Here is a 26,831-nt window from a genome sequence, read left to right on the forward strand (position 1 = left end):
CCGTCCGGATTCGGGAGCGCGAGGTCCGAGACCGGGAGCAGGACGCCCGCCGTGCGGGTGGGAACGGAGAACACGCGAATGCGAAACGGAGCCGAGATGAAACCCCTGCCGCTGGTGTGCCTGCCCTTCGCCGGGGTCGGTGCCTCGATCTTCCGTACCTGGTGGGGGCGTGAGGGACACGGCCTGAGCATCGTTCCGGTGCAACTGCCGGGCCGGGAGGAGCTGATCGACGACGAGCCGCACCGGGACATCGGGGCCGCGATCGACGAACTCGCCCCGCGCGTGCTGGCCGCGCTGCGGGGTCGTACCGAGATCGCCGTCTTCGGACACAGCATGGGCGCCTTCCTGGGCTACGAGTTGGCGCATCGCCTGATCGACACCGCCGACATCCGCGTCGCGGTCCTGGTGGTCAGCGGCTCGCACGGCCCGCACCAATCGCGCCGACGGCAGGTCACCGGCCTGTCCGACGAGCAATTCCTGGATGGGATCGCGGAGTTCGTCGGATATCGACCGGCCGCCCTGGACGATCCGGAGTTCCGCGAACTGCTGTTGCCCGTGCTGCGCGCGGACGCCGAGATGCACGAGCGCTACCGGCCGAGCGTCGATCGGCCGCTGCCCGCACCCATCCTCACCGTGCGCGGCAGTGCGGACGACATGGTCTCGGCGCGGGAGGTCGGCCAGTGGCAGGCGGTCACCACCGCGCCGCTGCTCACCGCCGAACTCCCGGGTGGACACATGTATCCGACGGAACACGCGGACGCCCTGCTGCGGTTGATCGCGGGCACGGTGGGCCAACCCGTGGGTCCGAGCCGATGAGCGCGGCGCAGATGCGGGGCCGCGCGCACGACGACGGCGCCCCGCGACTCGCGGACCGGACCGCCGTGATCACCGGGGCGGGTCGGGGACTGGGCCGGGCCTGCGCGGTGCGCTACGCCGAAGCGGGCGCCGACCTGTTGCTGCTCGACGTCGCCTCGGACCACCCCGGCGTCCCGTATCCGCTGGCCTCCCCGGCCCAACTGGCGGAAACGGCGCGGCAATGCGCCGACCTCGGCGTCGAGGTGGTCACCTCCGTGGCGGACATCACCGACGCGGCGACGGTGGACCGGGCGATCGACCTGGCCCTGGACCGGTTCGGCGGGATCGACGTGCTGCTCAACAACGCGGGCATCGCGGCGCCTTCGGGCAAACCGATCCACGAGATCCGCGAGGACGAGTGGCAGTTGATGCTGGACGTCGACCTGAGCGGCGCGTGGCGGCTGATGAAGGCGGTGGCGCCGGTGATGGTCGAACAGCGCGGCGGCAGCATCGTGAACGTCTCCTCGACCGCCGGCATGGTCGGCTACCGCAACTTCGCCGCCTACGTCGCGGCCAAGCACGGTCTGATCGGCCTCACCCGCGCGGCGGCGCTCGACTACGCGCCCTACGGGGTGCGGGTCAACGCGCTGTGCCCGGGGTCGGTACGCGACGACCCGCTCCTGGAGGGCCGCATGCTCGGCGAGATCGCCCGCTCGCTGGACGTCCCCGCCGACGAACACGAGGCGGCCTTCGTCCAGGCCCAGCCCACCAACGCCCTCGTCGAACCGGCGGACGTGGCCGGCGCGGCCCTATGGCTGGCCGGCGACGAGGCCCGCCAGGTCACGGGAAGCCTGCTCGCGGTCGACGGGGGGTTCACGGTCCGATGAAGAACGGTGCCCGGATGCGCAAGAGCGAGAACACGAACACGAACGCGCCCGGCCGCACGGGCGGCACCGACGGCACGCGCCCCAAGCCGAGAATGGCGGTGGCGGGCCCGGCCCCAACGGGCACGCTCCCGGCTCCCGCCGATGCGGGGCCCGCTTTCGCGGGTGCGGGGACGGTAGGGGGCGTGCCGGTGGGTGCGGGGCCCGCTTTCGCGGGTGTGGGGACGGTGGCGGGTGTGCCGGTGGATGCCGGGGCCGAGTCGGTGGGTGTGGTTCCTGTTCGGGAAGGTGCGGGCTGTGTGGGTTCCGTGCCGGTGGGTGCTGGGGCCGAGTCGGTGGGTGCGGGGCCTGCTTTCGCGGGTGTGGGGACGGTGGCGGGCGTGCCGGTGGATGCCGGGGCCGAGTCGGTGGGTGCGGGCTGTGTGGGTTCCGTGCCGGTGGGTGCGGTTCCTGGTCGGGCGGGTGCGGGGCCCGCTTTCGCGGGTGCGGGGACGGTGGCGGGTGTGCCGGTGGATGCCGGGGCCGAGTCGGTGGGTGCGGTTCCTGGTCGGGAGGGTGCGGGCTGTGTGGGTTCCGTGCCGGTGGGTGCTGGGGCCGAGTCGGTGGGTGTGGTTCCTGGTCGGGTGGGTGCGGGGCCTGCTTTTGCGGGTGTGGGGACGGTGGCGGGTGTGCCGGTGGATGCCGGGGCCGAGTCGGTGGGTGTGGTTCCTGGTCGGGAGGGTGCGGGCCGTGTGGGTTCCGTGCCGGTGGGTGCGGGGGCCGAGTCGGTGGGTGTGGGGGCCGGTTCGAGGGGCGGCGCGGTGATATCTACCGTGGTGGATGCGGCAGTTGGGCCGGCGGGGGCGGGCGCGCCCCCCGAGCCGACCGCGTCGGACACGGCGGGGCTCGGCCCCGGGCGGACCGCTGCGGCGGCGGTCTCCGCTGTTGCCCCCGGTTCGGCTGCTGTGGTTGCGGCCGTCGGGTCGACGGTGGCGGATGCGGTTTCCGTGGCTGGGCCTGATGATGCGGGTTTCGGTGTGGTGGCTGTGGATGTCGCCGCTGTGGTGCCCGCTGTCGACGCGGTCTCCGGTTCGGCTGTCGTGGTTGCGGCTGCCGGGTCGATGGTGGCAGACGCGGTTCCTGTGTCAGGGCCTGGTGATGTGGTGCCCGCTGTGGACGCGGCCTCGGGTTCGGCTGTCGTGGTTGCGGCTGCCGGGTCGATGGTGGCGGGCGCGGTTCCTGTGTCAGGGCCTGGTGATGTGGTGCCCGCTGTGGACGCGGCTTCGGGTTCGGCTGTTGTGGTTGTGGGTGCCGGGTCGATGGTGGCGGGCGCGGTTTCCGGGGCGGGGGCCGTGGGTGTGGCTTTCGGTTCGATGGCCCCGGATGGTGCCGCTGTGTCGGCCGACTTCGGCGCGGTTGTCGGTTCGACCGCCGTGGGCGTGACGACCGCGCCCGCCGTTGTCGACGTGGGTTCCGGTCCCGGCGGGATCGGTGCGTCGGATGTGGCCGGCGAGGCTGGTGGTTCGGTCTCGGCGGGGTGCGGCCGGGGGCGTTCCGTGCGGGAGTTGCAGCTTGGGCGGGGTTGTCACAGCCTCGTGCGGCGGTTGCCGGTGGGGGTGGACGACGAGACCGTGCGCCTTGGGCTGTGGCGGGTCGCCGAGGCCTGGCCCGGGGCGGGGGTCGGGGTCGTGTGGCGGCAGGTGGTGGCCGTGGACTCGGATCATCCCGTCGCCAGGCGGCGGCGGGAGCGCGAGGCGGAGCGGCCGGTGCATCCGGCCGCGGGGCCGCTGCGGGTGTTGGTCCTGGTGTACGCCGACGGCGTTGCCGACCTGGTCCTGGTCGCGGAGCGGGCGGCGGTGTCGCCGCTCGGGCTGCACCGACTGGCCGATGTGTTGTTCGGCGGCCCGATCCCGGCCGACCCGGTGACCGCACCCTCCGTGCCGACGCTCGTCGCCGAACTGCCGGAGTTCCGGGCGAACCGTCCCGAGGCCGCGCCGGACTGGGCGCTCGGGGAGCCCGGCGAGGTCGGGCGGATCGGGTGGGCGTCGGTGCCCCTGCCCGCGCTGCCCGGCCTGTACGAGCGGCTGCTCCCGGCGGCGGTGGCGCTCGTGTCGGCCCGGCACGCGGGCGAGCCGTGGCAGCGCTTCGCCGTTCTGGACGTCGCCGCCGAGACCGTGGCCGCCGCGACGCCGTACGGGCGATGCCGCCGACTGGGGCCGCATGTACACGACGTGCGGGTGGACGAGGACGACACGGTCGGCCGCTACCTGCACCTGATCGCCGCGAGTTGCCCCGGCGCCGGGCCGATCGCGGTCGCGCCGACGGAACCGGGCCCGGTGCCGCGGACGGTACTGATCACCGCCGCCGACGGCGCGGACGGGTGGGCCGACTACCGCCCGTCCCTGGCCCCGATCGCGCCGCTCACGCTCTACGCCGCGGAGGACCCGGCCGGCACCCCGACGCTGACCTGCCGCCACGACGCGGGACTGGTCGACGCCTCGGTCGCCGAGCGCATCTGCCGGCATGTGGCGCGCGTCGTCCGCGAGTTGCACGCCGCCGCCGACACCGCGCCGCTGGCCACGATCACCTGGCTGAGCACCGCCGAGGCCCGGGACACGCTGCGGCTGGGCGGCGTGGAACGGCGACTCGACCCGGCCTCCGACCGGGCGAACACGATCCACGCCCGCTTCGCAGCGACGGCCGCCGCCCGACCCGACGCGATCGCCCTCTCGGACGACGACGGCACGTACACGTACCGGGAGTTGGCCGCCCGCGCCGACCTGACGGCTCGCGGCCTCCAAGCGGCGGGCGCCGAACCCGGCGACCGGATAGGCGTGTTCCTGGAGCCGGACGCCGAGATCGTGGTGGTCCTCCTGGCCGTACTCATCGCCGGTTGCACCTATGTGCCGCTGGACGTACGCCATCCACACGCGCGACTGCGGCACACCGCGACGGACGCCGGCCTGCGCCTGGTGATCGGCGACCCGAAGAACTTCCCGACCGATCCGACCGACCCGACCGTCACCGTCCTCGACCCGGCGACGATCCGCCAACGCGGCACGGATCAGCCCGAGTTCACCGCACCCGCCGTCGGCGAAGAGCATCCGGCCTACGTGATCTACACCTCCGGCTCCACCGGCCGCCCGAAGGGCGTCGAGGTGCCGCACGGCAACGTCCTCGCGCTGCTCGACGCGACCCGCGACCTGCTCGCCCCGGGAGTCGACGACGTCTGGACCCTGTTCCACTCCACCGCCTTCGACTTCTCGGTCTGGGAGATCTGGGGCTGCCTGCTCGGCGGCGGCCACCTCGTGGTGGTGTCCTACTGGACGGCCCGCTCGGTCGAGGACTTCTACGATCTGCTGGTCGAGCGGCGCGTGACCGTGCTCAACCAGACGCCGTCCGCCTTCGCCCAACTCGTCGAGGTGGACCGCCGACGGGCCGAGGATCTGGCGCTGCGCCTGGTGGTCTTCGGCGGCGAGCCGCTGCATCCGCCGATGGTGCGCCCCTGGTTCGAGCGGCACTCGTACTCGGAGTGCCGGTTGGTGAACATGTACGGCATCACCGAGACGACCGTGCACGTCACCGCCCAGCCGCTGACCCCGACCCGGGCGGCCGGCGAGGCGCGGTCCGTCGGCGCGCCGCTGCCGGGCTGGTGGGTGTCGGTGCGCGACCCGAGGGGACGGGTGCTACCGCCCGGGGTGGCGGGCGAGTTGTGGGTCGGCGGCGCCGGCGTGGCCATCGGCTACCTGGACCGCCCGGAGCAGACGGCCGAACGATTCGTGGTGGATCCGCTCACCGGGCAGCGGGTCTACCGCAGCGGCGACCGGGGGCGGCTGCGCGCGGACGGCCGTATCGATCATCTGGGCCGCCTGGACAGCCAGGTGAAGGTGCGCGGCTACCGCATCGAACTGGGTGAGATCGAGGCGGTGTTGCTGGAGCACACGAGTGTGATCGAGGCGGCGGCGGTGGTCCGCGGGGCGAGCGCCGGCGACGGAGCGGAAGCCCGGATCGACGCGTATCTCGTGCTGGTCGACGGCGGCGACCCGGCGCAGGTGCTGCGCGCGGCGCGGGCGGTGTTGCCGGAATACATGGTGCCGGGCCGGGCCGTCGTGGTGCCGGCGCTGCCGCTGACGGTGAACGGGAAGGTCGATACCGACCGGCTTGCCGCACTGTCCGCGCCGGACGACGTCGCGGGACCGGCCTCGACCGGCCCGGGCCCGATGGCGGCCGACACGGCCGCCGGGCCCGGTACGGCCGCCGAGTCCGCGACGGCCGCGACGGTGTGGGAGATCTGGCGGCGGGTGTTGGGGGCCGACGCGAGGCCGGACGAGGGCTTCTTCGAGGTCGGCGGCAACTCGCTGTCGGCGACACGGCTGCTCGCCGAGTTGCGGGCCGCCGGTCTGCCCCGGATCACGGTGCGGCAGTTCTACCGGCACGCCACCGTGCCGCGCCTGGTGGCGTTGTTGACCGAGGGCGCCGGGTGAGCGGGGTCGGCCCGGCGCCGTCGGGTACGTCAGCGAGCGGTCGGCCCCGGGTCGTCGGCGCCGACGCGGGCCTCCTCGTCGCCGGCGCGTTCGGCCGCGTACGCGCGCAGCAGGGTGGCGAGGCGGTAGCGGTCGGGGCCGGTCTCCTCCAACAGGTGCACGCTGACCAGGCTTTCCAGCAGTCGGCGGGTGTGTCCGAGCGGGCGGCCGATCAGCCCCGCGGCGACGGCCGCCTCCAGGCGCCCGTCCGGATGCAGGCCGAGCAGGCGAAAGGCCCGCGCGGCCTCCGGGTCGAGGTCGCGATAGGACCCGAAGAACGCGGAGCGCAGCGCGAGGTGCGGGTCGTCGGCGTCGGCCAGCAGATCCAACCGGCTCTTCTCGTCGTCGAGTTCCTCGGCGAGCAGGGCGAGCGAGCGGTGCGGTCGGGCGGCCAGGCGCTCGGCGGCGATCCGCAGCGCCAGCGGCAGATGGGCACAGTGTCGAGCCAACTTCCCGGCCGCGTCCGCCTCGGCGAGCACCCGATCGGGGCCGACCACCGCGCACAGCAGTGCCACCGACTCGGCCGGCGACATCGGTCCGAGCGGGATCTTGGACGCGCCGGCGCGCACCGCGATCCCGGTCAGTCGGCGGCGACTGGTCACCACGGCGGCACAACCGGCGGTTCCCGGCAGCAGGGGCGCGACCTGCCGGGAGTCCGCCGCGTTGTCCAGGATCACCAGCATGCGCAGGCCGGCCAGCAGGCTGCGGAACATCGCGGCACGCTGTTCCAGGTCGGCCGGGACGGCGGGCGGACACACCCGAAGCGCGATCAGGAAGTCGGCCAACGCCTCGGTCGGACGCACCGGTTCGGCATCGGGGGAGGAGCCGCGCAGGTCGCGGTAGAGCACACCGCCGGGAAACGACCCGGAGACCTGTCCGGCCCAGCGGATCATCAGCGCGCTCTTGCCCACGCCGGCGGGTCCGTCGATGGCGACCGTGAGCGGCAGGCCGGTCTCCGTACTGTGTGCCAGGAGCGCGTCGAGATTGCGGAGTTCGCGTTCACGGCCGATGAATCCGGTGGTCGAGGGCGGGAGTTGGGCCGGACGCAGGCGGGGCGGGAGGTCGTCGGCGGCGGAGCCGGCCAGTGCGGCCAGTACACCCTCGGCGGCAAGTTCCCGGTCGCACAATCGGGCCAACTGCATGGTCGGCGTCGACATGCCGTTCTCTATCTTGCTCAGCCAGCCCGGACTGTAGGCCACGAGGCCGGCCAACTGCCGCAGGGACAGGCCCTGTTGTCGACGATGATGGCGCAGGGCGGCGCCGAACGACACGGTGTGATCGTCCATGTTCACCTGCTGCAAGGGACCGAACCTTTCCTGTGTGGAAACTGTCGGCACTGCCCGGACGCACCCCGGGTGAGGTGGCCCGTCCGGGTTCCGAAGGCCCGCGGGCTCTTGTGGAGCGTTCTCCCGGCGCAGGTCGACGCCGATCGGGCGACGAATGGGCGGGGGAGATGGTTGTACTGCCCATCCAGAGAGTCACCCTAGGAGAGCGGAAGGCGGTGCCGGCAGATTGAATCCCGCCAAACACCCTGCCCCGAAGTCCGGTTGGGATGCCGATGTGACAGTTGTTGCATCAGTGATGTTTGCCGGCTTTCGAATCCGACACGTGACCCGTCGGTCACGCTGCGACTACTCTACGCTGTGGGCGGAGTTCGCTCGACTCCCCTGTGTCGAACGCACATCCCCTGCGCCGAACGCGCGTCCCCCGTCGCGCGGTCCACGTCGAACGACCCGCGTCGCATCCCTCGTTGCGCGCGGCTCGCCTCGAACAAGTCACCCAGGGAGGCACGGTGACGATCCGTCGGACCAACCACATGGTCCTGTCCGTCCGCGACCTCGATCTCTCCACCCGGTTCTACCGTGACGTCGTGGGCCTGGAGGTGATCGGCCGCCTGCCCGCCGCCGCGCACTGGCCGGCCATGACCCTGCTCCGCTCCGCGCCGGAGTCGAGTACCCGCCACGACCTGGGCCTGATCGCCGACACCGGCCCCGGAGCGGTCGTCGGCCGACGCCGGCCGGGGCTGTACCACGTCGCCTTCGAGGTCGACACGATCGCCCAACTCCACGGCGCACGCGGCCGGTTGCTCACGGCCGACGCCCTCGGCCGCAGCGTCGACCAGGGCACGCGCCTTTCCGTCCACGGTCACGACCCGGACGGGATCATGGTCGAGATCCTCTGGCGTGTCCCGCTCGGGGACCGGCCCCACCCGGACGAACCGCGCTGTACGTCCCTCGACTTCGACCGCGCCCGACAACACCGGTACGGCCGGCCGGCCGGCGACCGAGTGGTGGGCGCACCGGCCTGAGGCGGGACGGACCGGCCCCGAATCCCGGGCGCTCCTCGGCGGGAACCCGCCGGCGACGATCGCGCCGATCGTCGCCGGAACCTCGCCGAACCGGAGGGCGCGCGCGACGAATGTTCCGGGCCCGGGCGGGCCGGGCCCGGATCGACACCCGCGCGGCCCGGCCCGGCCCGGCCCGGCGGGGCGTGGGCGGTCCGGCGACCCGGTGGACTACCGTTCCGTGCAGCGTGACATGACGGGCGCCGGCGACTTCGGCGCGGGCATCGAGAACGGGATCGGATCGTTGAGCGAGGAACAGCCCGACGCCGTGGTGGAGCGGGTCGCGGCCGGACACCTGATGCGTACCGGGCCGCACCCCGACGCCGCCGGCCGGCCCGACGCGGTCTCCGCCGTCGATCCGGACGCGGCGTTGGTGACCGCGTGGTGCACCTGCCTGCTGTGGCGTTCGCGGCTGCCCTGGACCGCGCGGGAGCATACGGACGCCTTCGAGACCCACCTCGCCCGGGTGCGCCGAGCCGCCCGGATCCTGCCGCCCGGCCTGGTGGACGGCCGCTTCGCCTACCTGCCCTGCGCGGACGAGGCCGCCGCCCTCGCGGTCGCCGAGACGTGGATCGACCTGGGCAGCGCCCGCAGTCGGCTGTTCCTGGACGGCAGCGGCGTGGTGATCGCGTTCGCCGACGTACAGTTCCCGACCGAGGTCGCGCTGTGGGCGCTGCGCACCGACCGAACCGACCCCTCCGCCGCGTACCTGCTGCACGCGCTGGAGTACCTGGCCGGCCCGAACCGGGCGGACTGAGCACCCGCCAGCCAGCCGGGTCCCTGCGGATCGGCCGTCCCGACGGCGGGTGTGCCGGTCAGAGCGCGGCGGCCATCCGGCGGATCGCGTCGGTGACGATGTCCGGGTGGGTGCCCAGGTTGAGCCGGGCGTGGCCCGCGCCGCCGGTGCCGAAGTCGGCGCCGCAGGTCAGCGCGACCTTGGCCCGGTCGAGGAAGTACGCCGCCGGGTGGTCGCCGAGGCCGAGGTCGCGGCAGTCGAGCCAGGCCAGGTAGGTGCTTTCGGCAGGGGTGTAGCGCACGGCCGGCAGGTGTTCGGCGAGCAGGTCGGCCAGGAGCCGCCGGTTCGCCGCGAGTCCGGCCAGGAGGGCGTCCAGCCAGCCGACACCGTCGCGCAGCGCGGCGGTGTGCGCGATCACGCCGACGTGGCTGGGACCGTGGCTCACCTCCTCGGGCAGCGCGGCCAGTTCCTCGGCGGCGTCCGGGCCGGCGATGGCGAGCGCCGCCTTGAGCCCGGCCAGGTTCCAACCCTTGGACGCGGACATCAGGGACAGGCCGTCGGCGGTGCCCGGGACGCTCAGGTAGGGCACGAACCGGTCCGGCGGCGCCAGCGGCGCGTGGATCTCGTCCGCCACGACGCGCACCCCGTACTCGGCGGCCAGCCCGGCCACGGCGGCCAGTTCCGCCTCGGTGTGCACCGTCCCGGTCGGGTTGTGCGGGCTGCACAGCAGGAGGGCGACCCGCCCGCCGGCGGCCGTCGCGGTACGGAAGGTGTCGGCCAGCACGTCGAGATCGATCCGGTGGTCCGCGCCGAGCGGGGCCTCCACGACCTGTCGATCCATGTGCTTCAGGAACATGTAGAACGGCGGATACACCGGCGAGTTGACCACGACCCGATCGCCCGGCCCGGTGACCAGCTTGAGCATCTCGACCACGCCCTGCATCACGTCCGGCACGATCGCCGTACGCTCGACCGCCAACGAGTGCCACCCCCAACGTTCGGCCGCGAAATCGGCCAGGGCGGTGGCGTATTCGCTACCGGCGGCATACCCCGTGTCACCGAGCCGGACGGCGTCGGTCACGGCCTGGATGATCGGCTCGGCCAGCGGGACGTCCAACTCGGCCACCCACAGCGGAAGTACATCCTCCGGGTAGGTGTGCCACTTCATGCTGGTGCGCCGACGCAGCGTCTCCAACGTGAGCGCGCGCAGCGGATCGACGTGCTCGGCGATGGGCTCCGACAAACTGTCCATGAAACCCACGATAAGCGAGCACCCGCCGGGAGAAGAGGATGTGCCGAGGGCGAATGATCGGCGGGCCGCGCCGGGGCCGGGTCGGATACGCCCTAGGATCGAACGGATCGGTGGGTCGGTGCCGGGAGGGTGTTTCGTGGGTGGCGCGCGGGTGCGGCGGATCGTGGTGCCGGACGTGGCGGCGCCGGGGGCGGAGTTGTCGGGCGCGGAGTTGCCGGGTGCCGAATACGCCTCGGCGTTCGAGCTCGGGACGGCGACGGCTCGCGCACGTACCCCCGAGCAGTGGGCCCGGGCGGCGTTCGAGGGGTCGCCGGCCGTGTTCCGCGGCCTGTTGCTGATCGGGTGGACGCTCGTGCTGGGGTTGCGACTGGGTCCGCGACCGTCGCCCACGCACGTGCTGGGCTGGTCGATCGCGACGTCCGACGCGGACTCGTGCACGGTGACGGCGAGTTCGCGCCTGGTCACGGCGCACAACACGCTGCTGGTCCGGGACGACGGTGTCGTGTGGATCACCCGGGTGCGCCACGAGCGGCGTCTCGGCCGCGTGGTGTGGGGCGCGATCGCGCCGATCCACCATCTGACCGTCCCCTGGATCCTCCGGCGGGCGGGCCGCGCCGCGCCGCGCGGCTGAGCGGACGACCCGCTTCCGGGGCCGGTTCTCCCGTACCCGCCCCGCAACTCCCCGCCGTTCGGGGGTCGTTCAGCGTGCGGTGGTATCGGCCGGGCGCGGCCGGGCGGTGGCGCGGCCGAAGCGCATCCCCCGGTCCCGGAGCGAACCGTGCCCGAGCAGCAGCACGTCGCGGGGGTAGTTCTGGTACAGCCGCCACGGCGCGGTCGGGCCCTGCTTGGGAAACATCGCGGTGCCGCGCAGCACGTAGCCGGACTTCAGGTCGAACAGTGGTTCGAGCGGCGTGTCGGCGGCCGGAGCCTGTGGCGTGCACACCTGATGGCCGTGCGCGTCCATGTGGTTGAGCAGTCGGCAGACGTAGCGGCTGACCAGGCCGCACTTGAGCGTCCACGTGGCGTGGGTGTAGCCGAGGGTCACGGCGAAGTTGGGCACGCCGGAGAGCATCATGCCCTTGTAGGCGACTGTCTCGGACAGTTCGATCGGCGTCCCGTCGACGGTCAGTGTCATGCCGCCGATGGCCAGCAGGTTCAGGCCGGTCGCGGTGACCACGATGTCGGCGGGCAACTCGGCGCCCGAGTCCAGACGCAGTCCCGTCGCGGTGAAGCCGGCGATGGTGTCGGTGACGATCGAGGCCCGGTCGCCCCGCAGCGCGGCGAACAGGTCGCCGTCGGGCACGAAGCACATGCGCTGGTCCCACGGGTCGTAGCGCGGCGCGAAGTGGGTGTCCACGTCGTAGCCTTCGGGCAGTTGCCGGATGGCGCCCCTGCGCAGCACGGACTTCATCAGCCCCGGCGTACTGCGCGAGAGGCGGAAGGCGAGCATGGCGAGGCCGATGTTCTTGGCCCGGATCAGCGGCAGCGCGGCACGGTCCGGCAATACCCGACGCAGCCGCCGGCCCACCGCGTCGCGCGCGGGCAGCGCCATCACGTAGGCGGGCGAGCGCTGGAGCATGGTCACGTGCGCGGCGGTGGCGGCCATCGAGGGGACGAGGGTGACGGCGGTGGCGCCGCTGCCGATGACCACCACCCGCTTGTCGGTGTAGTCCAGATCCTCGGGCCACGCCTGCGGGTGTACGACGGGTCCGGCGAAGTTCTCGATGCCGGGGAAATCGGGGGTGTAGCCCTGGTCGTAGCGGTAGTAGCCGGTGCACACGAACAGGAACGAGCAGGTCAACTCGACGACTTCGGTGGCGCCCGTCTCGTCGCCCGGATCGGATGCGGTGCCGTCGGCCCGGTCGGGCGACGGCGTCGGTATCGGTGTCGGTATCGGCGTCGCCGCGGGTGCCTGCGGCGGGGACGCGATCGGTCGCCGGGCGCGTACCGTCCACCGGGCCTCGCCGCCCGACCACTCCGCGCCGAGCACCCGATGGCCGAAGCGCACCAGCCGATCCACGCCGTGTTCGCGCGCCGTGTCGCGGATGTAGTCGCGGATCGCCGCGCCTTCGACGATCGCCTCGTTCGCGGTCCACGGCCGGAAGGAGTAGCCGAGGGTGTGCATGTCCGAGTCGGAACGGATCCCGGGGTAGCGGAAGATGTCCCACGTGCCGCCGATCGCGTCGCGGCCCTCCAGGATCAGTACGGACTTGCCCGGAGAGTGTCGGCGCAGGTGGCAGGCGGCGCCGATGCCGGACAGGCCCGCCCCGACGATCAGTACGTCGACGTGTTCCCTGGCCATGCCGTTCCCCATTCCGCGAGGGGCGCCCGACAGCGGGCGACGGATGCGATACCCGAGCGAACGCCGGTGCGGCGCACGGCTACCGGGCGGTAGCGTAGACACGGTATCGACGTGGCGTCGAGCTGGTCAACACAGTGTCGAGACGTTTGACGGGCGATAGGGTTCGGGGGTGACCGAGACCCCCGCCAAGGACAGCATCCGCCCGCGTCGGGGCCGGCGCGACTCGCGTCCCTCGGGCGACGATCGGGAGCGGGCCATCCTGGCCACCGCAGAGCGACTGCTGGGCGGGCGCGCCCTGGACGAGATCTCCATCGACGACCTGGCCCGAGGGGCGGGCATCTCGCGACCCACCTTCTACTTCTACTTCGCCTCCAAGGAGGCGGTCCTGCTCAGCCTGATCGACCGGGTGGTCGCCGAGGCCGACGCCGGCTCGGAGGGCAGGCTCGAAGAGCTGCCGGCGGATCCGACGGCACACTGGCGATCGACGATCGACGCCTTCTTCGCGACCTTCCGGGCGCACCGCGCGGTCACCCTGGCCGCCGCCCGAGCCCACGGCACCAACCGCGAGGTACAGGAGCTGTGGGCCCGCGTCATGGAGAACTGGATCCGCCGAGCCACCGCGGCGATCACCGCCGAACGCACCCGAGGCGCCGCCCCCGAAGGCCCACCGGCCCGAGACCTGGCCATCGCACTCACCTCGATGAACGAGCGAGTCCTACTGGCCACGTTCGCCGCCGATCAACCATCCCTGGCCGAACCCGAAGCGGTAAACACCCTGCTCCACATCTGGCTGAACGCCATCTACCACCCCCCAACCCCACCCCACTAACCCCTGACCGACCCGATTCGCTCCCACCTCGCTCCGCACGACAGCCCGGCCCCTGCCCCCGCGTCCCGCGCCGGTTCGGGTCGTGCGTCGCCTCGCGTGGTGGGTCGGTTGAGGCCGTGCGTTGCTTCGCGCGATGGACGGGTTCGGCTTGCGCGTCGCTCGCGTCCCGCGCGGGTTCGGGTTGTGCGTCGCTTCGCGTAACGGACCGGTTCGGCCTGCGCGCGGCCTTGCGTCCCGCCGCCGCCTCGGGTCGTGCGTCGCCTCGTGTGGTGGGTCGGTTGGGGTTGTGCCTCGCTTCGCGTAGTGGACGGGTTCGGCCTGCGTGTGGCCTTGCGTCCCGCGCGGGTTCGGGTCGTGCGTCGCCTCGTGTGGTGGGTCGGTTGGGGTTGTGCCTCGCTCCGCGCGATGGACCGGTTCGGCTTGCGCGCCGCTTCGCGTCCCGCGCTGGTTCGGGTCGTGTGTCGCTTCGCGTGGTGGGTCGGTTCGGCTTTGTGCGTGGCCTCGCGTCCCGCGCTGGTTCGGGTCGTGTGTTGCCTCGTGTGGTGGGTCGGTTGGGGGTGCCTCGCCTCGCGTAGTGGACGGGTTCGGCCTGCGTGTGGCCTTGCGTCCCGCGCGGGTTCGGGTTGTGCGTCGCTTCGCGTAATGGACCGGTTCGGCTTGCGCGTTGCTTCGCGTCCCGCGCGGGTTCGGGTTGTGCGTCGCTTCGTGTGGTGGGTTGGTTGGGGTTGTGCGTTGCTTCGCGCGATGGACGGGTTCGGTTTGCGCGCCGCTTCGCGTCCTGCATCGCCTCGGGTCGTGCGTTGCCTCGTGTGGTGGGTCGGTTGGGGTTGTGCGTCGCTTCGCGCGATGGACCGGTTCGGCTTGCGCGCCGCTTCGCGTCCCGCGCTGGTTCGGGTTGTGTGTCGCTTCGCGTGGTGGGTCGGTTCGGCTTTGTGCGTGGCCTCGCATCCCGCGCTGGTTCGGGTCGTGCGTGGCCTCGCGTGGTGGGTCGGTTGGGGTTGTGCCTCGCTCCGCGCTATGGACCGGTTCGGCCTGTGCGCGGCCTTGCGTCCCGCGCCGCCTCGGGTCGTGCGTCGCCTTGCGTGGTGGGTTGGTTCGGGTTGCGCGCGGCCTCGCGTCTCGCGCGGGCTCGGGTTGTGCCTCGCCTCGCGTTGGGCTCCGCTTCGCGTGGTGGGTCGGTTGGGGTTGGGCTCCGCTTCGCGTCGCGGGTCTGTTCGGGTTGCGCGTCGCTTCGCGTCTCGCGCGGGCTCGGGTTGTGCGCCGCTCCGTGTCGCCTTACGTCGTGCGGTGCACTGTGTCTCGTGCCGACTGGAGCCTCGCGTGGTCTCACGCCGTGTGTCGCGCTGAGTTGGGCGCCTTGCCCGCGTCCTACGCCCAACGTCCAACGCCATCCTGCGCCTCACTCCGCGCCTTGGCGCCGCGCCAGGCCTCGAGCTCTACGCCCGGCCCTTCGCCTCGCCCCGCGTTCGCGTTCGGCTCCGCGTTTCGCGTCTGCTGCGCGTTCAGTCCGGCGTTCGGCGTTCGCTTCGCGCTCCGCCCCGCTCCCCGCTCCGCCCCGCTCCCCGCTCCGCCCCGGGCTCCGCGTCCCGCTCCGCTCCGCGTCCCGCGTTGCGTTGCGGTGCCTTGGGGGTGCGTTTTGTTTGACGGAGTTTGACTGTGGTTTGGGTCTGTTGACCTAGAGGTCTGGACCACTTTAGCGTTTTGGTGTTGCACCACGTGAGTTTCCGGGCCCGTCCCCGCCCGGGAGGTAGGCGTGCCACGCAGGACGTTCCTTCCGTGCCCGGCCGCGCTCGAACGGCCGGAAGGATATCGAGCATGAAACGCAGGACCTCACGCCTGCTTGGGATCGCCCTGGCGGTTGCCTTCGCGATGGGCGGCTCCGTCGCCGCGTCCGCCCCGGACGGCATCCAGGGCAGCGGCCATCCGCACCGGGCGAGCGCCGCCGCCGACCCGGGCGACGAGCTCTGTCCGCGCAAACCGAAGCCCTTCGGCAAGGTGATCCAGGGCTACTGGGAGAACTGGGACGGCGCGGTCAACGGCGTACACCCGCCGCTCGGCTGGATCCCGATCACCGACGCGCGCATCGCCGCGCACGGATACAACGTGCTCAACGCGGCGTTCCCGGTCATCCTCGGCGACGGCACCGTCCTGTGGGAGGACGGGATGGACGCGACCGTGAAGGTGGCCACCCCGGCCGAGATGTGCCAGGCCAAGGCGGCCGGCGCCACCATCCTGATGTCCATCGGCGGCGCCGCCGCCGGCATCGACCTCAACTCCCGTGCCGTGGCGGACCGGTTCATCGCGACCGTGGTGCCGATCCTGAAGAAGTACCAATTCGACGGCATCGACATCGACATCGAGACCGGACTGGTCGGCGGCGGCAACATCAACACCCTGTCCACCTCGCAGGCCAACCTGATCCACATCATCGACGGCGTACTGGCCCAGATGCCACCGCAGTTCGGGTTGACCATGGCCCCCGAGACGGCCTACGTCACCGGTGGCAGCGTGGTCTACGGTTCGATCTGGGGCGCCTACCTGCCGATCGTGAAGAAGTACGCGGACAACGGCCGGCTGTGGTGGCTGAACATGCAGTACTACAACGGCAACATGTACGGCTGCAGCGGCGACTCCTACTCCGCCGGCACCGTCGCCGGCTTCACCGCGCAGACCGACTGCCTGAACCGTGGCCTGGTCGTCCAGGGCACCACGATCAAGGTTCCCTACGACAAGCAGGTCCCCGGCCTGCCCGCGCAACCGGGCGCCGGCGGCGGCTACATGTCGACCGGTCTGGTCTCCCAGGCGTGGAACAAGTACGGCGGCGCACTCAAGGGTCTGATGACCTGGTCGCTGAACTGGGACGGCTCGCGCAACTGGACCTTCGGCAACAACGTCAAGGCCCTCCAGGGCCGCTGACCGCACCGCCGGGCAGTCCCGTCGGCCCCACCCGGGGGCGATGGGACTGCCCGCGCCGTTCGTGACCGGCTGCACCAGGGTGCGCATGACGGATGCTCGATCGGCGGGGGCGGGCTCGGACCCCGAGCCCGGGCTCCGGGCCCCTGGGCTCCGGCCCTGGGCTCCGTGCCCCGATCCGGAGTCGGTTCAGGTGCGCAGGTGGGAGGCGCCGTTGAGGTCGAGGATCGTGCCGGACGCCCATTCGGCCTCCGGAGAGGTCAACCACAGGACGGCGGCGGCGATTTCGGCCGGATCGGCGACCCGGCCGAACGGGCTCTGGGCGCGGATCGCGGCACCCTCCGCGCCGGAGAGGCGGTGGGCCACGCGGTCGGTGTCGATGAAGCCCGGAGCGACCGAGGCGACCGCGATCCGGTGCGGGGCGAGCGCCACCGCCAGGGATTGACCCAGCGCGTGCAGTCCGGCCTTCGTGGCGCCGTAGGCGGGGTGGTCCGGCTCGCCCCGGAAGGCGCCGCGCGAGCCGACGTTGACGATGCGGCCGCCGGTGCCGCGCGCGATCATGCCCCGGGCGACGAGGTGGCTCAGCCCGGCGGCGCCGACGAGGTTCACCGCGACGTGGCGCTGCCAGGCGGTCACCCACTCGGCGTAGTCGGTCGTGGCCGGCGGATGCGGGGTGTTGACGGCGGCGTTGTTGACCAGCACGTCGATGCCGCCGAGGGCCTCCTCCGCCTCGGTCACCAGCCGCTCGACCGCGTCCGGCTCGGCGAGGTCCGCGCCGATCAGTACGTGGCCCCGGCCGGCCAGGCCGCCCAGCGTCTCCTCGGCCTCGTCCCGCCGCGACCCGTAGTGCACCACGACCCGGTCCCCGTGCGCGGCGAACGCCCGGGCGACGGCCCGACCCAGCCCCCGCGCGGCCCCACTGACCAACACCCGCCGCCCCACGGCGGGAAAGCCCCACGTCTCATCGGACACGACGACCTCCTCATACTGCGTCGAACGCCCGAGCCTACGAGCCCAACAACGACGCACAACCCCACACCCCCGACGGGCACCCGCCGGTCCGGCCGTACGTCGGCCCGCGCCGGTCGGCAGCAGTGTGTCTCGGCCCCGCGCGGCCCGGCGCCGGTGCGTCCCGAGCCGGAAGGGACGCGCCGGGCGCCGCCATGCTCGGGCCCCTGGCGCCTACCGACAGGCGGCGCCACACCCCACGGCCCCGCGCCCGGGCCGAGCGGTCGGCGCTGTGCCCCGAGCCAGAGGAGGGGAGTGCCGGGCAACGCGGCGCCGGTCGGAGGCCCCGCGCGCTCGCCACAACCCAAAGTCGGCTACGCTCCTCCGCTCGCCCCGGCCCGGCGCTCGTTCCAGCCCTGCGCTCGCCTTGGCCCTGCGCTCGCTGCAACCCTGTGGCGGCCACGGCCACGGCCACGGCCCCGTGCCCGCCGCGACTCCGTGCCCGCTCGGCCCTGCGCACGCCAATACCCGCGCTCGCCGCGACTCCGTGCCCGTTACCGCCCCGTGCCCGCCGCGACTCCGTGCCCGCTCGGCCCTGCGCACGCCAATACCCGCGCTCGCCGCGATTCCGCGCCCGCCTCGGCCCTGTGCTTGCCGCGACTCCGTGCCCGCTCGGCCCTGCGCACGCCAATACCTGCGCCCGCCGCGATTCCGCGCCCGCCTCGGCCCTGTGCTTGCCGCGACTCCGTGCCCGCCCGGCCCCGCGCACGCCAATACCTGCGCCCGCCACGACTCCGTGCCCGCCACAGCCCCGCGCCCGCCGCGACTCCGTGCCCGCTCGGCCCTGCGCACGCCAATACCCGCGCCCGCCGCAACCCGGTGCCCGCCACGACCCCGCGCCCACCCGCCCTGCGGGCAGGTGGGCGCGGCTTTTCAGGTTCCGTCGATCTGCAGTTCGACGAAGACGTCCGGGTCGAACGGGACCCACCGCGCCGGTCGGTCGCTGCCCACGATGCGCAGCCGGCACCAGTCCTCGCCGCGGTCGCCGTACCAGCGCGCGTTGATTCGTCCCAGGGCCCAACTGCCGTCCCGGTTGCGGATCTCCACCGGCTCGTAGACCCGGTGGATCTCCTCGTCCGGAGGAGCCGTCACCCACTCGACTCCCATGCGTCGCTCTCGATGATCATTCAGCACAGTTCCACCCCCTGAATCGCAGGCGACCAAGCGGCCTCGCTCGCACCGAGCCCGCCGAAACCAAGCTTCTACACATCTGTAGAAACCTTACATGACGCACATTCCGAAATCTGCCTCCGTCGACACCCCCACCCCGGGACACAACCACACGCCCGCTGCACCGCCTCGGTCGCGTCGCGCTCGGACCCCCGGAATGGGCTCCGCCACCCCGCCGGCGGCGTGCCGGGGGCGGTGTCACAGTGGCGGGAAAGGATCTTGTTCGAACTGCGCGACGGGGGGTTTGGCGAGCGAGGCGAGGTAGGGCCGTGAAACGTACTCCCGTGGTGTTCATTCATGGTTTGTGGCTGCATTCGACCAGCTGGCGCAAGTGGATCGAACGATTCCGGGAGGCCGGCTACGAGCCGCTCGCGCCCGAGTGGCCAGGGGTGCCGGGCACCGTACTGGCGACCCGCCGGGACCCGCAGAGCCAGGCCGGCGTCGGCCTCGCCGAGATCGCCGCGGCGCACGCGGACGTGATCCGCGACCTCGATACACCGCCGGTGCTGATCGGCCACTCCGTCGGCGGCTTCATCGCCCAGCAGCTGCTCGGCGAGGGCCTGGCCGCCGCGGCCGTGGCGATCTGTCCCGGCCAGATCAAGGGCGTCAAGGCGATCGGACCGGCCCAGGCCAAGTCGACGTTCGCGTTCCTGCGCAACCCCGCCAACGCCAAACGCGCGGTGTCGCTGAATCAGGCCCGCTTCCGCTACGGCTTCGCCAACACCGTGTCCCGCAAGGAGTCGGAGGACCTGTTCGCGGCCTGGACGATCCCCGGCCCGGCCCGTCCGCTCTTCCAACTGGCCCTGGGCAACCTCACCCGCAACTCCGCCGCCGAGGTCGCCACCCGCAACCAGTCGCGCGGACCGCTCCTGCTGCTGTCCGCAAAGCAGGACCACACCGTCCCGGACGTGCTGACCCGTGCGACCCTCAAGCGTTATCGCGACTCCCGGGCCACCACGGACTATCGCTGCTTCGAGGACCGGGGCCACTCGCTGGTCATCGACAGCGGATGGCCGGAAATCGCGGAGAGCACGCTGACCTGGCTCGCCGACGTCGGCTTCCCCGCCGCCGCGGCCCCGACCCCGGCCTGACCCCCGGGCGTCAACCGCGTCCCCGCGCGGGCCAGTCGTGTGCCGGCGGGACGAGCGGAAACGTGGTGGCGCCGTACCACGGTTGCTGGTCGACGACGCCGTCGCCGGTGACCGTGACGGTGAGGCCGAAGTCGTGGATGGTCGGCCGGCCCCGGGCGTTCCACCAGTGCCAACTCGCCTCGACCTCGTGCCACAACCGACGCGGGCCGGACTGCCGGATGGTGGGCGCGTCGGCGCCGAAGTCGGCCGCGGCGATCGAGTGGCCCCGGCCGGTGTCGGCGCCGTAGAGCCACAACGTCGCGCCGAATATGCCGTGCAGCACCGGCCGGGCCAGGCAGTCGGGTACGCACAGGCCGAGCACGAAGCCCACCGGGTCGAACGGGCCGCCCACCACGTCGTCGTAGCCCAACGTCGTGGTCGTCGCCCGGGCGTAGGCGGTCCAGTCGTCGGGCAGCGCCGCGCCGCCGTAGCGCCGCCAATCCGGCCGCTGGGCACGCAGCTTCATGAACGCCGTGGCGAGCGTGAACGGCCCGCTCGCACCACGCCGATCGGCGCCCACCACCAGGCGCAGCGCGCAGTCGCCGCTGCCGTAGTCGGTACCCCACGGCAGCACGATCACCGCGCCGGGCGCGGCCTGTTCGATCCACGCCGCCGGCACCCGCCGCACCCCGGCGGTGACCTGGATCCGGTCGTACGGCCCACCCGCCCGATGGCCCAGCGTGCCGTCGCCGGTGATCACCTCGACCAGATCGCCGAACCCGGCCGCCGCCAGATTCTCCCGGGCCCGCCGGGCCAGGTGCGGGTCGACCTCGATCGAGGTGACCCGGCAGCCGCGCGCGGCCAGCAGGCCGGCGCTGTACCCGGTCCCGGTGCCGACCTCCAGCACCCGCATCCCCGGGGCCGCGTCGAGGTCGTACAACATCTCCGCAAGGGTCGAGGGCGTGGACGCCGACGAGGTGGCCAGCCGGCCCGCCTCGGTTCCGGAGTGCCGGCCGTCGTCCCACTGGGTCACCAACGCCCGGTCCGAATAGACCGCGCGGCGCCACGCCTCCGGATCCCGGTCGCGATCGAGGAGCGCTTCGGTGTCGTCCGGCCAGATCCGGGCGGGCACGAAATCCTCGCGCGCCACCATGCCGAACACCGACTCCCATCCGGCCGGGAGCACGTCCTTGCGCTTGAGCAGCGCCGCCAGCGTGTCGGGCCCCACCGTCATGACACGCACCGTCGAGCGCGAACGACGGACCGAGCGGCCATCACGAACCAACCTTTCCGGAGGGTCACTACTCACCGCACCCTAGAAACCTCGAAGCGTAATCGTCAAGGCGGGTACGGAAGTTGGAGACTTCGGCGGGACGGGCGACAGGGCGTGCCGCCTCGCGCGCGGATGCGTGACGGCCCGCCGGGCGAACCGGTGGGCCGTCGGGGGTACGGCTGCGGCGATCGGGCGTCGGGAATCGTCGAGGGCCGGCGATCGGGCACCGACCGGGCACCGACGGGTCACCGACGAGCCACGACGGTCAGGGCGTGCTGCCGATGCAGACCATGTCGATCACATCGTTGCGGCGGTCACCGCCATACACGTTCCACTGCTGACCGACCTGCACATCGTCGATCCAGAGCCAATGACCGACCCAGTTGTACATGTGCACCACCCCACCGCCCCGGTTCCACACCGAGCTGATGCGGTCGTTGAACGGGGGATTCCAGGTGCCCAGGTTCCAACATCCGGGACCGGGGGCGTACCACAGGTCACCGCCTCCCTCGGTGTCCGAGAAGTAGCACGAATAGCCGGACGTACAGCGGTCGTAGCCGCCGCGCGCCGAGGCCGTACCGGGCGCGAGCGACATGCCGAGCAACAGTGCGAGGGCCACGAGGCCGGCACCGGTCACCCTTCTTGTGGCGATGCGCACGACCACTCCCTTCCATCGACGGAACCGTTCCGAGGTTCGTACTCGACGTGCGGACGATGTGGCGCGCAGCACAGCATGCACCTGCGAACCGCCGTGCTGTAGACCGGAATCGGCCAATGGCGGCGGTGCGTGGATCAGGCGGTGGGGGCGCCCGTGACCCGGCGTTCGCCGCCGTTGCGGCGCTGCCACTCGCGGTAGACGTCGGTGGCGGCGGTGCGCGGCTCGTACCGCATCGGAAGCCGGCGCTCCTCCCACGGCTTGGCGAATTCCGCGTAGAAGGTGTCGAGTTCGAAGTACCTGCGGTCGTCGACGTAGTGCGGCGCGTAGTCGTCGCGGGTGGTCAGGAAGACGACCTCGTCGGGGGAGCAGTAGTAGAGCGAGCCCAGGCACATCGGGCACGGGTGGGCGAGGACGTAGATGGTCGCGCCGGTCAGATGCTCGGTACCCAGCTTCCGGCACGCCTCGCGGATCGCCAGGATCTCGGCGTGCGCGGTCGGATCGGCGGTCTGGGCCACCTTGTTCGCGCTCTCGGCGACGATCTCGCCGTCGCGGACGATCACCGTCGCGAAGGGCCGGCCGCCCTCCTCGACGTTGCGGAGGGCGAGATCGATGGTGCGTTGGGCGAAGTCCATGGGATTCCTTGGCCGTTCGGGTGCGGGTGGGTGGAAGGAGGCGGGAAGGCCGAAGTTCAGAACGGCTTGGTCGGCAGGTACTTGCCGTCCAACGTGATCACCGCGCGCTCGCCGCCCTCCGGGTCGGCGACCTTTCGCACGTCCAGGCGGAAGTTGATCGCGCTGATGATGCCGTCGCCGAACTGCTCGTGGATCAGCGCCTTGAGGGTGGTGCCGTAGACCATCAGCATTTCGTGGAAGCGGTAGATGGTCGGGTCGGTCGGCAGGCCCGGGGTGTCCGGGCCTCGGGTGGGGATGGCCTGGAGCAGCGCCGCGGCGTCCGGTCCCAGGTCCAGGAGTTCGGCGACCGCGTGCGCGGCGTCGGCGGGCAGCGGGTGCTGACCGAGGACGGCGGCGGTGACGAACGCGACGGACAGGCCGGTGGGTTCGGCGATCTGCTCCCAGGTCAGGTCCTTGCGGATCTTGGCCTCGACGGCGGTGGCGGCGAGCTGCCGCCGGGCGGTGGGGTCGAACAGGGCGTGCGGCATGGGGGACTCCTTACGAGAGGGTGCGAGGGAGGGGAGGGTCAGGCCGGCAGGGCGATCGGCCGGCCCGTGGCGGCGTCCAGCGCGGTGACCGCGCCGGAGCCGATGTCGTAGACCCAGCCGTGCAGGGTCAGTGCGTGCCGGGCCAGTGCGCGGGCCACGCTCGGGTGCGTGGCCAGGTTGGCGAGCTGGTCGGCGACGTTGCTCCGGACCAGGGCGCCCACCCGGTCGGAGCCGTCCGCGGTCCGGCGGGCCCGGTCGGGGTTCGCGTGCCGCAACCAGTCGGCGACCTGCGGTGTGCCGGCCAGGTCGTGGCCCTCGGCGAGGGCGGTCATCGCCCCGCAGGCCGAGTGCCCGCAGACGATCACGTCCGTGACCGCGAGGACGGCGACCGCGTACTCGATGCTCGCGGCCACCCCGTCACCGCCGCCCGCACCCGGTGTGTGGGCCGGCACCAGATTGCCGGCCGTACGGATCACGAACAGCTCGCCCGGCTCGCTCTGGGTGATCAGCTCCGGGACCACGCGGGCGTCGGAGCAGCCGATGAAGAGCGTCGCGGGTCGATGGGCGTGGGCCAGACGGTCGAACAGCGGCGCCTTGGCCGGGAACACATCGCGCTGGAACCGGGTGACACCGGCGGTGAGGTGATGCACGGCACTGCTCCCTTACGAAGGCGAGGCGAAAGGCGAAAGGCGAAAGGTGAAGGCGAAGGCGAAGGCGAGGAGACGAGGAGGCGAGGAGGCGCGGGCGACGGTGAAGCCGAAGGCGCTCCTGCCCGACTGGATCCACCATGCATGACCTGTGCCTATAGTGTCCAAGACGCAGTACCCATCGAAGCCATAGTCGTCACCTATAGTCGTCCGCATGGCCCCGGAACTACGGCACCTCCGCTACCTGCTCGCCGTCGCCGAGCACGGCAACTTCACCCGTGCGGCGGAGGAACTGCGCGTCTCGCAGCCGACCCTGTCCCAGCAGATCAAGCAGCTCGAACGCATCCTCGGGGTGCGCCTGCTCGACCGCAGCGGACGCACGGTGCGGCCCACCGACGTCGGCGAGAGCTACCTGCACTACGCCCGCCGGGCCCTCCAGGACCTGGCCGCCGCCGAACGCGCCGTGCACGACGTGGTCGACCTGACCCGCGGCGGCCTGCGGCTCGCGGTCACGCCGACGTTCACCACGTACCTGGTCGGGCCGCTGACCGAGGAGTTGTACGCCCGCCATCCCGGGATCGCCCTCGACGTCGTGGAGACCACCCAGGACCGGATCGAATCCGGCCTGGCCGCGGACGAGTTCGACCTGGGCATCGCGTTTCGCGGCACGCACCTGCCGGGCCTGGTCGGGACCGCGCTCGGCACCGAACGGCTCAGCCTGGTGGTCGGCGCGACCCGATCGACTCCCGCTCCGGACGCCCCGCCGCTGCCGGTGCGCGACCTGGACGCGGAGCATCTGGCACTGCTCAGCGACGACTTCGCCACCCGCGGACACATCGACGAGTACTTCGCCCGGCACGGCGTACGGCCCCGGATCGCGGTCCAGGCGAACTCGATCCAGGCGCTGACCGAGATCGTCCGACGCACCCCGCTGGCCACCGTGTTGCCGGACGCGATCGCCCGCGACCATCCGCATCTGCGCCCCGTGGCCGTCGATCCGCCGCTGCCCGTGCGTACCGTCGTGCTGCTCCGCCGGGAGAGCGCCTACCGCAGTGCCGCCGCCCGCGCCTTCGAACGGCTGACCCGGGACGTGGTCCGGGCCCGCGACGACTTCCCGGAATCGGCCGGGTGAGCGCGGCGTCCGCCGACCCGAGGCGGTGGGTGCGCGCGTGCGCCCACCGAGGCGGGTGGGTCCGCGCGCGCCCGCTCAGCGGTCCATCAGCGCGCGTTCCTTGGCCGCGTGTACGGCCGCGGTGAGACCGGCGATGTCGTAGGGACCGTGGTGGCGGCGGCCGTTGACGAAGAAGGTCGGTGTACCGGTCACCCCGCTCAGGTCCGCCGACTCCTCGTCCTCGGCGACCCGATCGGCGCCCAGCCGGGTGCGCAGCGCGAGGCGGAACTCGTCGACGTCCAGGCCCAGGGTGCGCGCGTGTTCGATCAGGTCGCTCGGCTTGAGCGCGTCCTGGTGTTCGAGGAGGTGGTCCATCATCTCCCAGAACGCGCCCTGGTCCGCGGCGGCCTCGGCGGCGATCGCGGCCAGTCGGGCCCGGGGGTGTACGTCGGGCAGCGGCAGGTGGCGCCAGACGTAGCGCACGTCGCCGAAGTCGGCCAGCAGTTCACGCACGACCGGCTCGGCCCGACCGCAGAACGGGCATTCGAAGTCGCCGTACTCGACCAGCGTCACCGGCGCGTCGATCGGGCCCCGGATGTGGTCGCGATCCGGATCCACCGGCACCGCCAGGTCGACCAGGCTCTGCCCGGTGCCGAGCAGCGCCCGCGACCGGGCGGGGCGCGGCAGCGCCGAGATCACCACGGACACCAACCAGGTGACCACGAACGAGCACACCACGGCGCTGAGCACGCCGACCTTGGCCTCGTCCAACCGCTCGCCCTCGAAGGCGAGGGTCGCGATCAGCAGCGACACGGTGAAGCCCACACCCGCGATCGCGCCGCCGCCGACCACCGCGCCCCAGCCGACCGGCGGACGCAGCCGGCCCCCGCTGAGCCTGGTGGTCAGCACACTGGCGCCGATGATGCCGATCGGCTTGCCGAGCACGTACGCGAACAGGATGCCGAGCGTGACCGGCGAGGTGAAGGCCCGCGAGAGCAGCCCGCCGTCGAGCGTGATCCCGGCGTTGGCGAGCGCGAACAGCGGCACGATCACGTAGCTCGTCCACGGGTGGTACATCCGTTGCAGCCGCTCGTTGGGCGACAGGGCCGCCGCCATGCCGCGTCGGGCGGTGCGTTCCAGCTCCGGGGTCGGCTGCTCGCGGAAGGAGCGGAACAGGCCGGTGGCCCGTTCCAGTTCGGCCCGCGACGCCGGGTGGGCGATGGTCAGCAGACCGAGCACCAGACCGACCACGACCGGGTCCACGCCGGACTTCAGCACCGCCACCCAGGTGATCACGCCCAGCACCCCGTACGGGGCACCACGTCGGATCCGCGCACCGCGCAGCAGCAGGACCACCCCGAGCAGGGCCAGCGCGATCAGCAGCGCGGATACGTCGATGTGGTCGCTGTAGGCGACGGCGATCACCACGAGGGCGACGAAGTCGTCGACCACGGCCACGGTCAGGATGAACGTGTGCAGCCGGCGCGGGAACCGGCTGCCGAGCAGGGCGAGCATGCCCAGCGCGAAGGCGGTGTCGGTGGACATCGCCGCGCCCCAGCCGTGCACGGAGGAGTCGCCCGCGTTGATCGCCAGGTAGATCAGCACCGGTACGGCCATGCCGCTGAGTCCGGCCAGCAACGGCAGGGTCAGCCGGCGCCGTTCGCGCAGCTCGCCCAGGTCGAACTCGCGCCGGGCCTCGAGGCCGACCACGAAGAAGAACAGCGTCATCAGGCCGCTGTTGACCCACTCGCGCAGGTCGAGCGCGACACCGGAGTCGCCGAGCCGGATCGACAGGTGCGTGTGCCACAACGACTCGTAGGAGTCGGCGCCGATGTTCGCCCAGGCCAGCGCGACCAGCGTGGCGGCCAGGAGAACCGTCGCGCTGCCGCTCTCGGTGCGGATGAACGCCCACCGCGCGGTGCGCGCCCCGCCCTCGTCGAGGGATTGCCCCGAGAGGCCGTCCCCGTTGCGCGGCTGCGTCATGCCTGCTCCCCCTGTACGTGTCCCCTGTGACGTGTCCGGCGTTTCTCGGCCGAACCGGGTCAGAGGATATCCGCCGGCGCGCGGCCGGTGATCTTCCGGGACATACCCGGCGCGGGATCGGGTCGATCCGGCGTGATCCCGCGCCACGGGCGCGATCCGCTCAGACGGAGGCGGTTCCCGGGGCCGTGGGGGAGG

The 26,831-nt window shown here is 72.4% G+C and carries 21 protein-coding genes; 10 read left to right on the forward strand and 11 right to left on the reverse strand.

The window, feature by feature from the left end; translation table 11 throughout:
* Positions 1-96 precede the first annotated feature (96 nt).
* The 3 genes from EMA17_RS39485 (at position 97) to EMA17_RS39500 (ending at position 6,142) form a co-directional block, all read left to right on the forward strand.
* Positions 97-816 carry a thioesterase II family protein gene (locus EMA17_RS39485; RefSeq protein WP_126642043.1) on the forward strand — a complete coding sequence of 240 codons (720 nt, stop codon included), beginning with the start codon at positions 97-99 and terminating at the stop codon, positions 814-816.
* Complete coding sequence (locus EMA17_RS39490) at positions 813-1,682, forward strand: SDR family oxidoreductase (RefSeq protein WP_126642044.1); 870 nt, start codon at positions 813-815, stop codon at positions 1,680-1,682. The genes EMA17_RS39485 and EMA17_RS39490 overlap by 4 nt, the downstream gene beginning before the upstream one ends.
* A 1,592-nt stretch (positions 1,683-3,274) precedes the next feature.
* Positions 3,275-6,142, forward strand: coding sequence for a non-ribosomal peptide synthetase (locus tag EMA17_RS39500; RefSeq protein WP_246127196.1), 2,868 nt, complete (start codon positions 3,275-3,277; stop codon positions 6,140-6,142).
* Positions 6,143-6,171: 29 nt separating this feature from the next.
* Here the strand turns inward: EMA17_RS39500 and EMA17_RS39505 are convergent, their stop codons facing one another.
* Entirely contained in the window at positions 6,172-7,473 is a 1,302-nt protein-coding gene (locus EMA17_RS39505) for a helix-turn-helix domain-containing protein (RefSeq protein WP_246127200.1), read from the reverse strand.
* A gap of 500 nt (positions 7,474-7,973) precedes the next feature.
* Here EMA17_RS39505 and EMA17_RS39510 point away from each other — a divergent pair, with 500 nt between their 5' ends.
* Positions 7,974-8,489 (forward strand): VOC family protein, encoded by a 516-nt coding sequence (locus EMA17_RS39510; RefSeq protein WP_126642047.1) that lies wholly within the window; start codon positions 7,974-7,976, stop codon positions 8,487-8,489.
* 217 nt (positions 8,490-8,706) lie between these two features.
* The gene (locus tag EMA17_RS39515; RefSeq protein ID WP_148112341.1) at positions 8,707-9,282 is read left to right on the forward strand and encodes a hypothetical protein; all 576 of its coding nucleotides are present in this window, start codon (positions 8,707-8,709) and stop codon (positions 9,280-9,282) included.
* A 58-nt stretch (positions 9,283-9,340) separates the two neighbouring features.
* Here EMA17_RS39515 and EMA17_RS39520 read toward each other — a convergent pair whose 3' ends face one another.
* Positions 9,341-10,513, reverse strand: a complete 1,173-nt coding sequence (locus tag EMA17_RS39520; RefSeq protein ID WP_126642049.1) for a MalY/PatB family protein — start codon at positions 10,511-10,513, stop codon at positions 9,341-9,343.
* A gap of 136 nt (positions 10,514-10,649) precedes the next feature.
* Between EMA17_RS39520 and EMA17_RS39525 the strand changes: the two genes are divergently transcribed.
* Complete coding sequence (locus EMA17_RS39525) at positions 10,650-11,144, forward strand: DUF2867 domain-containing protein (RefSeq protein WP_246127197.1); 495 nt, start codon at positions 10,650-10,652, stop codon at positions 11,142-11,144.
* Between the two features lie 69 nt (positions 11,145-11,213).
* Here the strand turns inward: EMA17_RS39525 and EMA17_RS39530 are convergent, their stop codons facing one another.
* Entirely contained in the window at positions 11,214-12,815 is a 1,602-nt protein-coding gene (locus tag EMA17_RS39530; RefSeq protein ID WP_126642051.1) for a flavin-containing monooxygenase, read from the reverse strand.
* 169 nt (positions 12,816-12,984) lie between these two features.
* Between EMA17_RS39530 and EMA17_RS39535 the strand changes: the two genes are divergently transcribed.
* On the forward strand, positions 12,985-13,644 hold the full coding sequence (locus tag EMA17_RS39535) for a TetR/AcrR family transcriptional regulator (protein ID WP_126642052.1): 660 nt from the start codon (positions 12,985-12,987) through the stop codon (positions 13,642-13,644).
* Positions 13,645-15,459: 1,815 nt separating this feature from the next.
* The gene (locus tag EMA17_RS39540; RefSeq protein WP_126642053.1) at positions 15,460-16,560 is read left to right on the forward strand and encodes a chitinase; all 1,101 of its coding nucleotides are present in this window, start codon (positions 15,460-15,462) and stop codon (positions 16,558-16,560) included.
* A gap of 186 nt (positions 16,561-16,746) precedes the next feature.
* Here the strand turns inward: EMA17_RS39540 and EMA17_RS39545 are convergent, their stop codons facing one another.
* Both EMA17_RS39545 and EMA17_RS39550 read right to left on the reverse strand, forming a co-directional pair.
* Positions 16,747-17,529: an SDR family NAD(P)-dependent oxidoreductase gene (locus EMA17_RS39545; RefSeq protein ID WP_218043222.1), complete on the reverse strand. Its 783-nt coding sequence runs from the start codon at positions 17,527-17,529 to the stop codon at positions 16,747-16,749.
* A 909-nt stretch (positions 17,530-18,438) separates the two neighbouring features.
* On the reverse strand, positions 18,439-18,657 hold the full coding sequence (locus EMA17_RS39550) for a hypothetical protein (protein ID WP_126642054.1): 219 nt from the start codon (positions 18,655-18,657) through the stop codon (positions 18,439-18,441).
* A gap of 347 nt (positions 18,658-19,004) precedes the next feature.
* Here EMA17_RS39550 and EMA17_RS39555 point away from each other — a divergent pair, with 347 nt between their 5' ends.
* Positions 19,005-19,826: an alpha/beta hydrolase gene (locus tag EMA17_RS39555; RefSeq protein WP_126642055.1), complete on the forward strand. Its 822-nt coding sequence runs from the start codon at positions 19,005-19,007 to the stop codon at positions 19,824-19,826.
* A gap of 10 nt (positions 19,827-19,836) precedes the next feature.
* Here EMA17_RS39555 and EMA17_RS39560 read toward each other — a convergent pair whose 3' ends face one another.
* The 5 genes from EMA17_RS39560 to EMA17_RS39580 form a co-directional block, all read right to left on the reverse strand.
* Positions 19,837-21,039, reverse strand: coding sequence for a methyltransferase domain-containing protein (locus EMA17_RS39560; RefSeq protein ID WP_126642056.1), 1,203 nt, complete (start codon positions 21,037-21,039; stop codon positions 19,837-19,839).
* A 304-nt stretch (positions 21,040-21,343) separates the two neighbouring features.
* Positions 21,344-21,736 carry a peptidase inhibitor family I36 protein gene (locus EMA17_RS39565; protein WP_126642057.1) on the reverse strand — a complete coding sequence of 131 codons (393 nt, stop codon included), beginning with the start codon at positions 21,734-21,736 and terminating at the stop codon, positions 21,344-21,346.
* Between the two features lie 134 nt (positions 21,737-21,870).
* Entirely contained in the window at positions 21,871-22,368 is a 498-nt protein-coding gene (locus tag EMA17_RS39570; protein ID WP_126642058.1) for a nucleoside deaminase, read from the reverse strand.
* Between the two features lie 56 nt (positions 22,369-22,424).
* The gene (gene cynS / locus EMA17_RS39575; RefSeq protein WP_126642059.1) at positions 22,425-22,895 is read right to left on the reverse strand and encodes a cyanase; all 471 of its coding nucleotides are present in this window, start codon (positions 22,893-22,895) and stop codon (positions 22,425-22,427) included.
* Positions 22,896-22,933: 38 nt separating this feature from the next.
* Complete coding sequence (locus EMA17_RS39580; RefSeq protein WP_126642060.1) at positions 22,934-23,545, reverse strand: carbonic anhydrase; 612 nt, start codon at positions 23,543-23,545, stop codon at positions 22,934-22,936.
* 211 nt (positions 23,546-23,756) lie between these two features.
* Between EMA17_RS39580 and cynR the strand changes: the two genes are divergently transcribed.
* On the forward strand, positions 23,757-24,674 hold the full coding sequence (gene cynR / locus EMA17_RS39585) for a transcriptional regulator CynR (RefSeq protein WP_126642061.1): 918 nt from the start codon (positions 23,757-23,759) through the stop codon (positions 24,672-24,674).
* Positions 24,675-24,749: 75 nt separating this feature from the next.
* Here cynR and nhaA read toward each other — a convergent pair whose 3' ends face one another.
* Positions 24,750-26,636, reverse strand: a complete 1,887-nt coding sequence (nhaA, locus tag EMA17_RS39590) for a Na+/H+ antiporter NhaA (protein WP_126642062.1) — start codon at positions 26,634-26,636, stop codon at positions 24,750-24,752.
* Positions 26,637-26,831 lie beyond the last annotated feature (195 nt).

Source organism: Embleya hyalina (assembly GCF_003967355.1).
Classification (GTDB): domain Bacteria; phylum Actinomycetota; class Actinomycetes; order Streptomycetales; family Streptomycetaceae; genus Embleya; species Embleya hyalina.

What these genes read in the sequence shown, in the direction of transcription:
- EMA17_RS39485 (WP_126642043.1), top strand. Translation starts at nt 97, where the DNA reads ATGAAACCCCTGCCGCTGGTGTGCCTGCCCTTCGCCGGGGTCGGTGCC.
- cynR (WP_126642061.1), top strand. Translation starts at nt 23,757, where the DNA reads ATGGCCCCGGAACTACGGCACCTCCGCTACCTGCTCGCCGTCGCCGAG.
- nhaA (WP_126642062.1), bottom strand. Translation starts at nt 26,636, where the DNA reads ATGACGCAGCCGCGCAACGGGGACGGCCTCTCGGGGCAATCCCTCGAC.
- cynS (WP_126642059.1), bottom strand. Translation starts at nt 22,895, where the DNA reads ATGCCGCACGCCCTGTTCGACCCCACCGCCCGGCGGCAGCTCGCCGCC.
- EMA17_RS39490 (WP_126642044.1), top strand. Translation starts at nt 813, where the DNA reads ATGAGCGCGGCGCAGATGCGGGGCCGCGCGCACGACGACGGCGCCCCG.
- EMA17_RS39560 (WP_126642056.1), bottom strand. Translation starts at nt 21,039, where the DNA reads ATGACGGTGGGGCCCGACACGCTGGCGGCGCTGCTCAAGCGCAAGGAC.
- EMA17_RS39530 (WP_126642051.1), bottom strand. Translation starts at nt 12,815, where the DNA reads ATGGCCAGGGAACACGTCGACGTACTGATCGTCGGGGCGGGCCTGTCC.
- EMA17_RS39520 (WP_126642049.1), bottom strand. Translation starts at nt 10,513, where the DNA reads ATGGACAGTTTGTCGGAGCCCATCGCCGAGCACGTCGATCCGCTGCGC.
- EMA17_RS39570 (WP_126642058.1), bottom strand. Translation starts at nt 22,368, where the DNA reads ATGGACTTCGCCCAACGCACCATCGATCTCGCCCTCCGCAACGTCGAG.
- EMA17_RS39540 (WP_126642053.1), top strand. Translation starts at nt 15,460, where the DNA reads ATGAAACGCAGGACCTCACGCCTGCTTGGGATCGCCCTGGCGGTTGCC.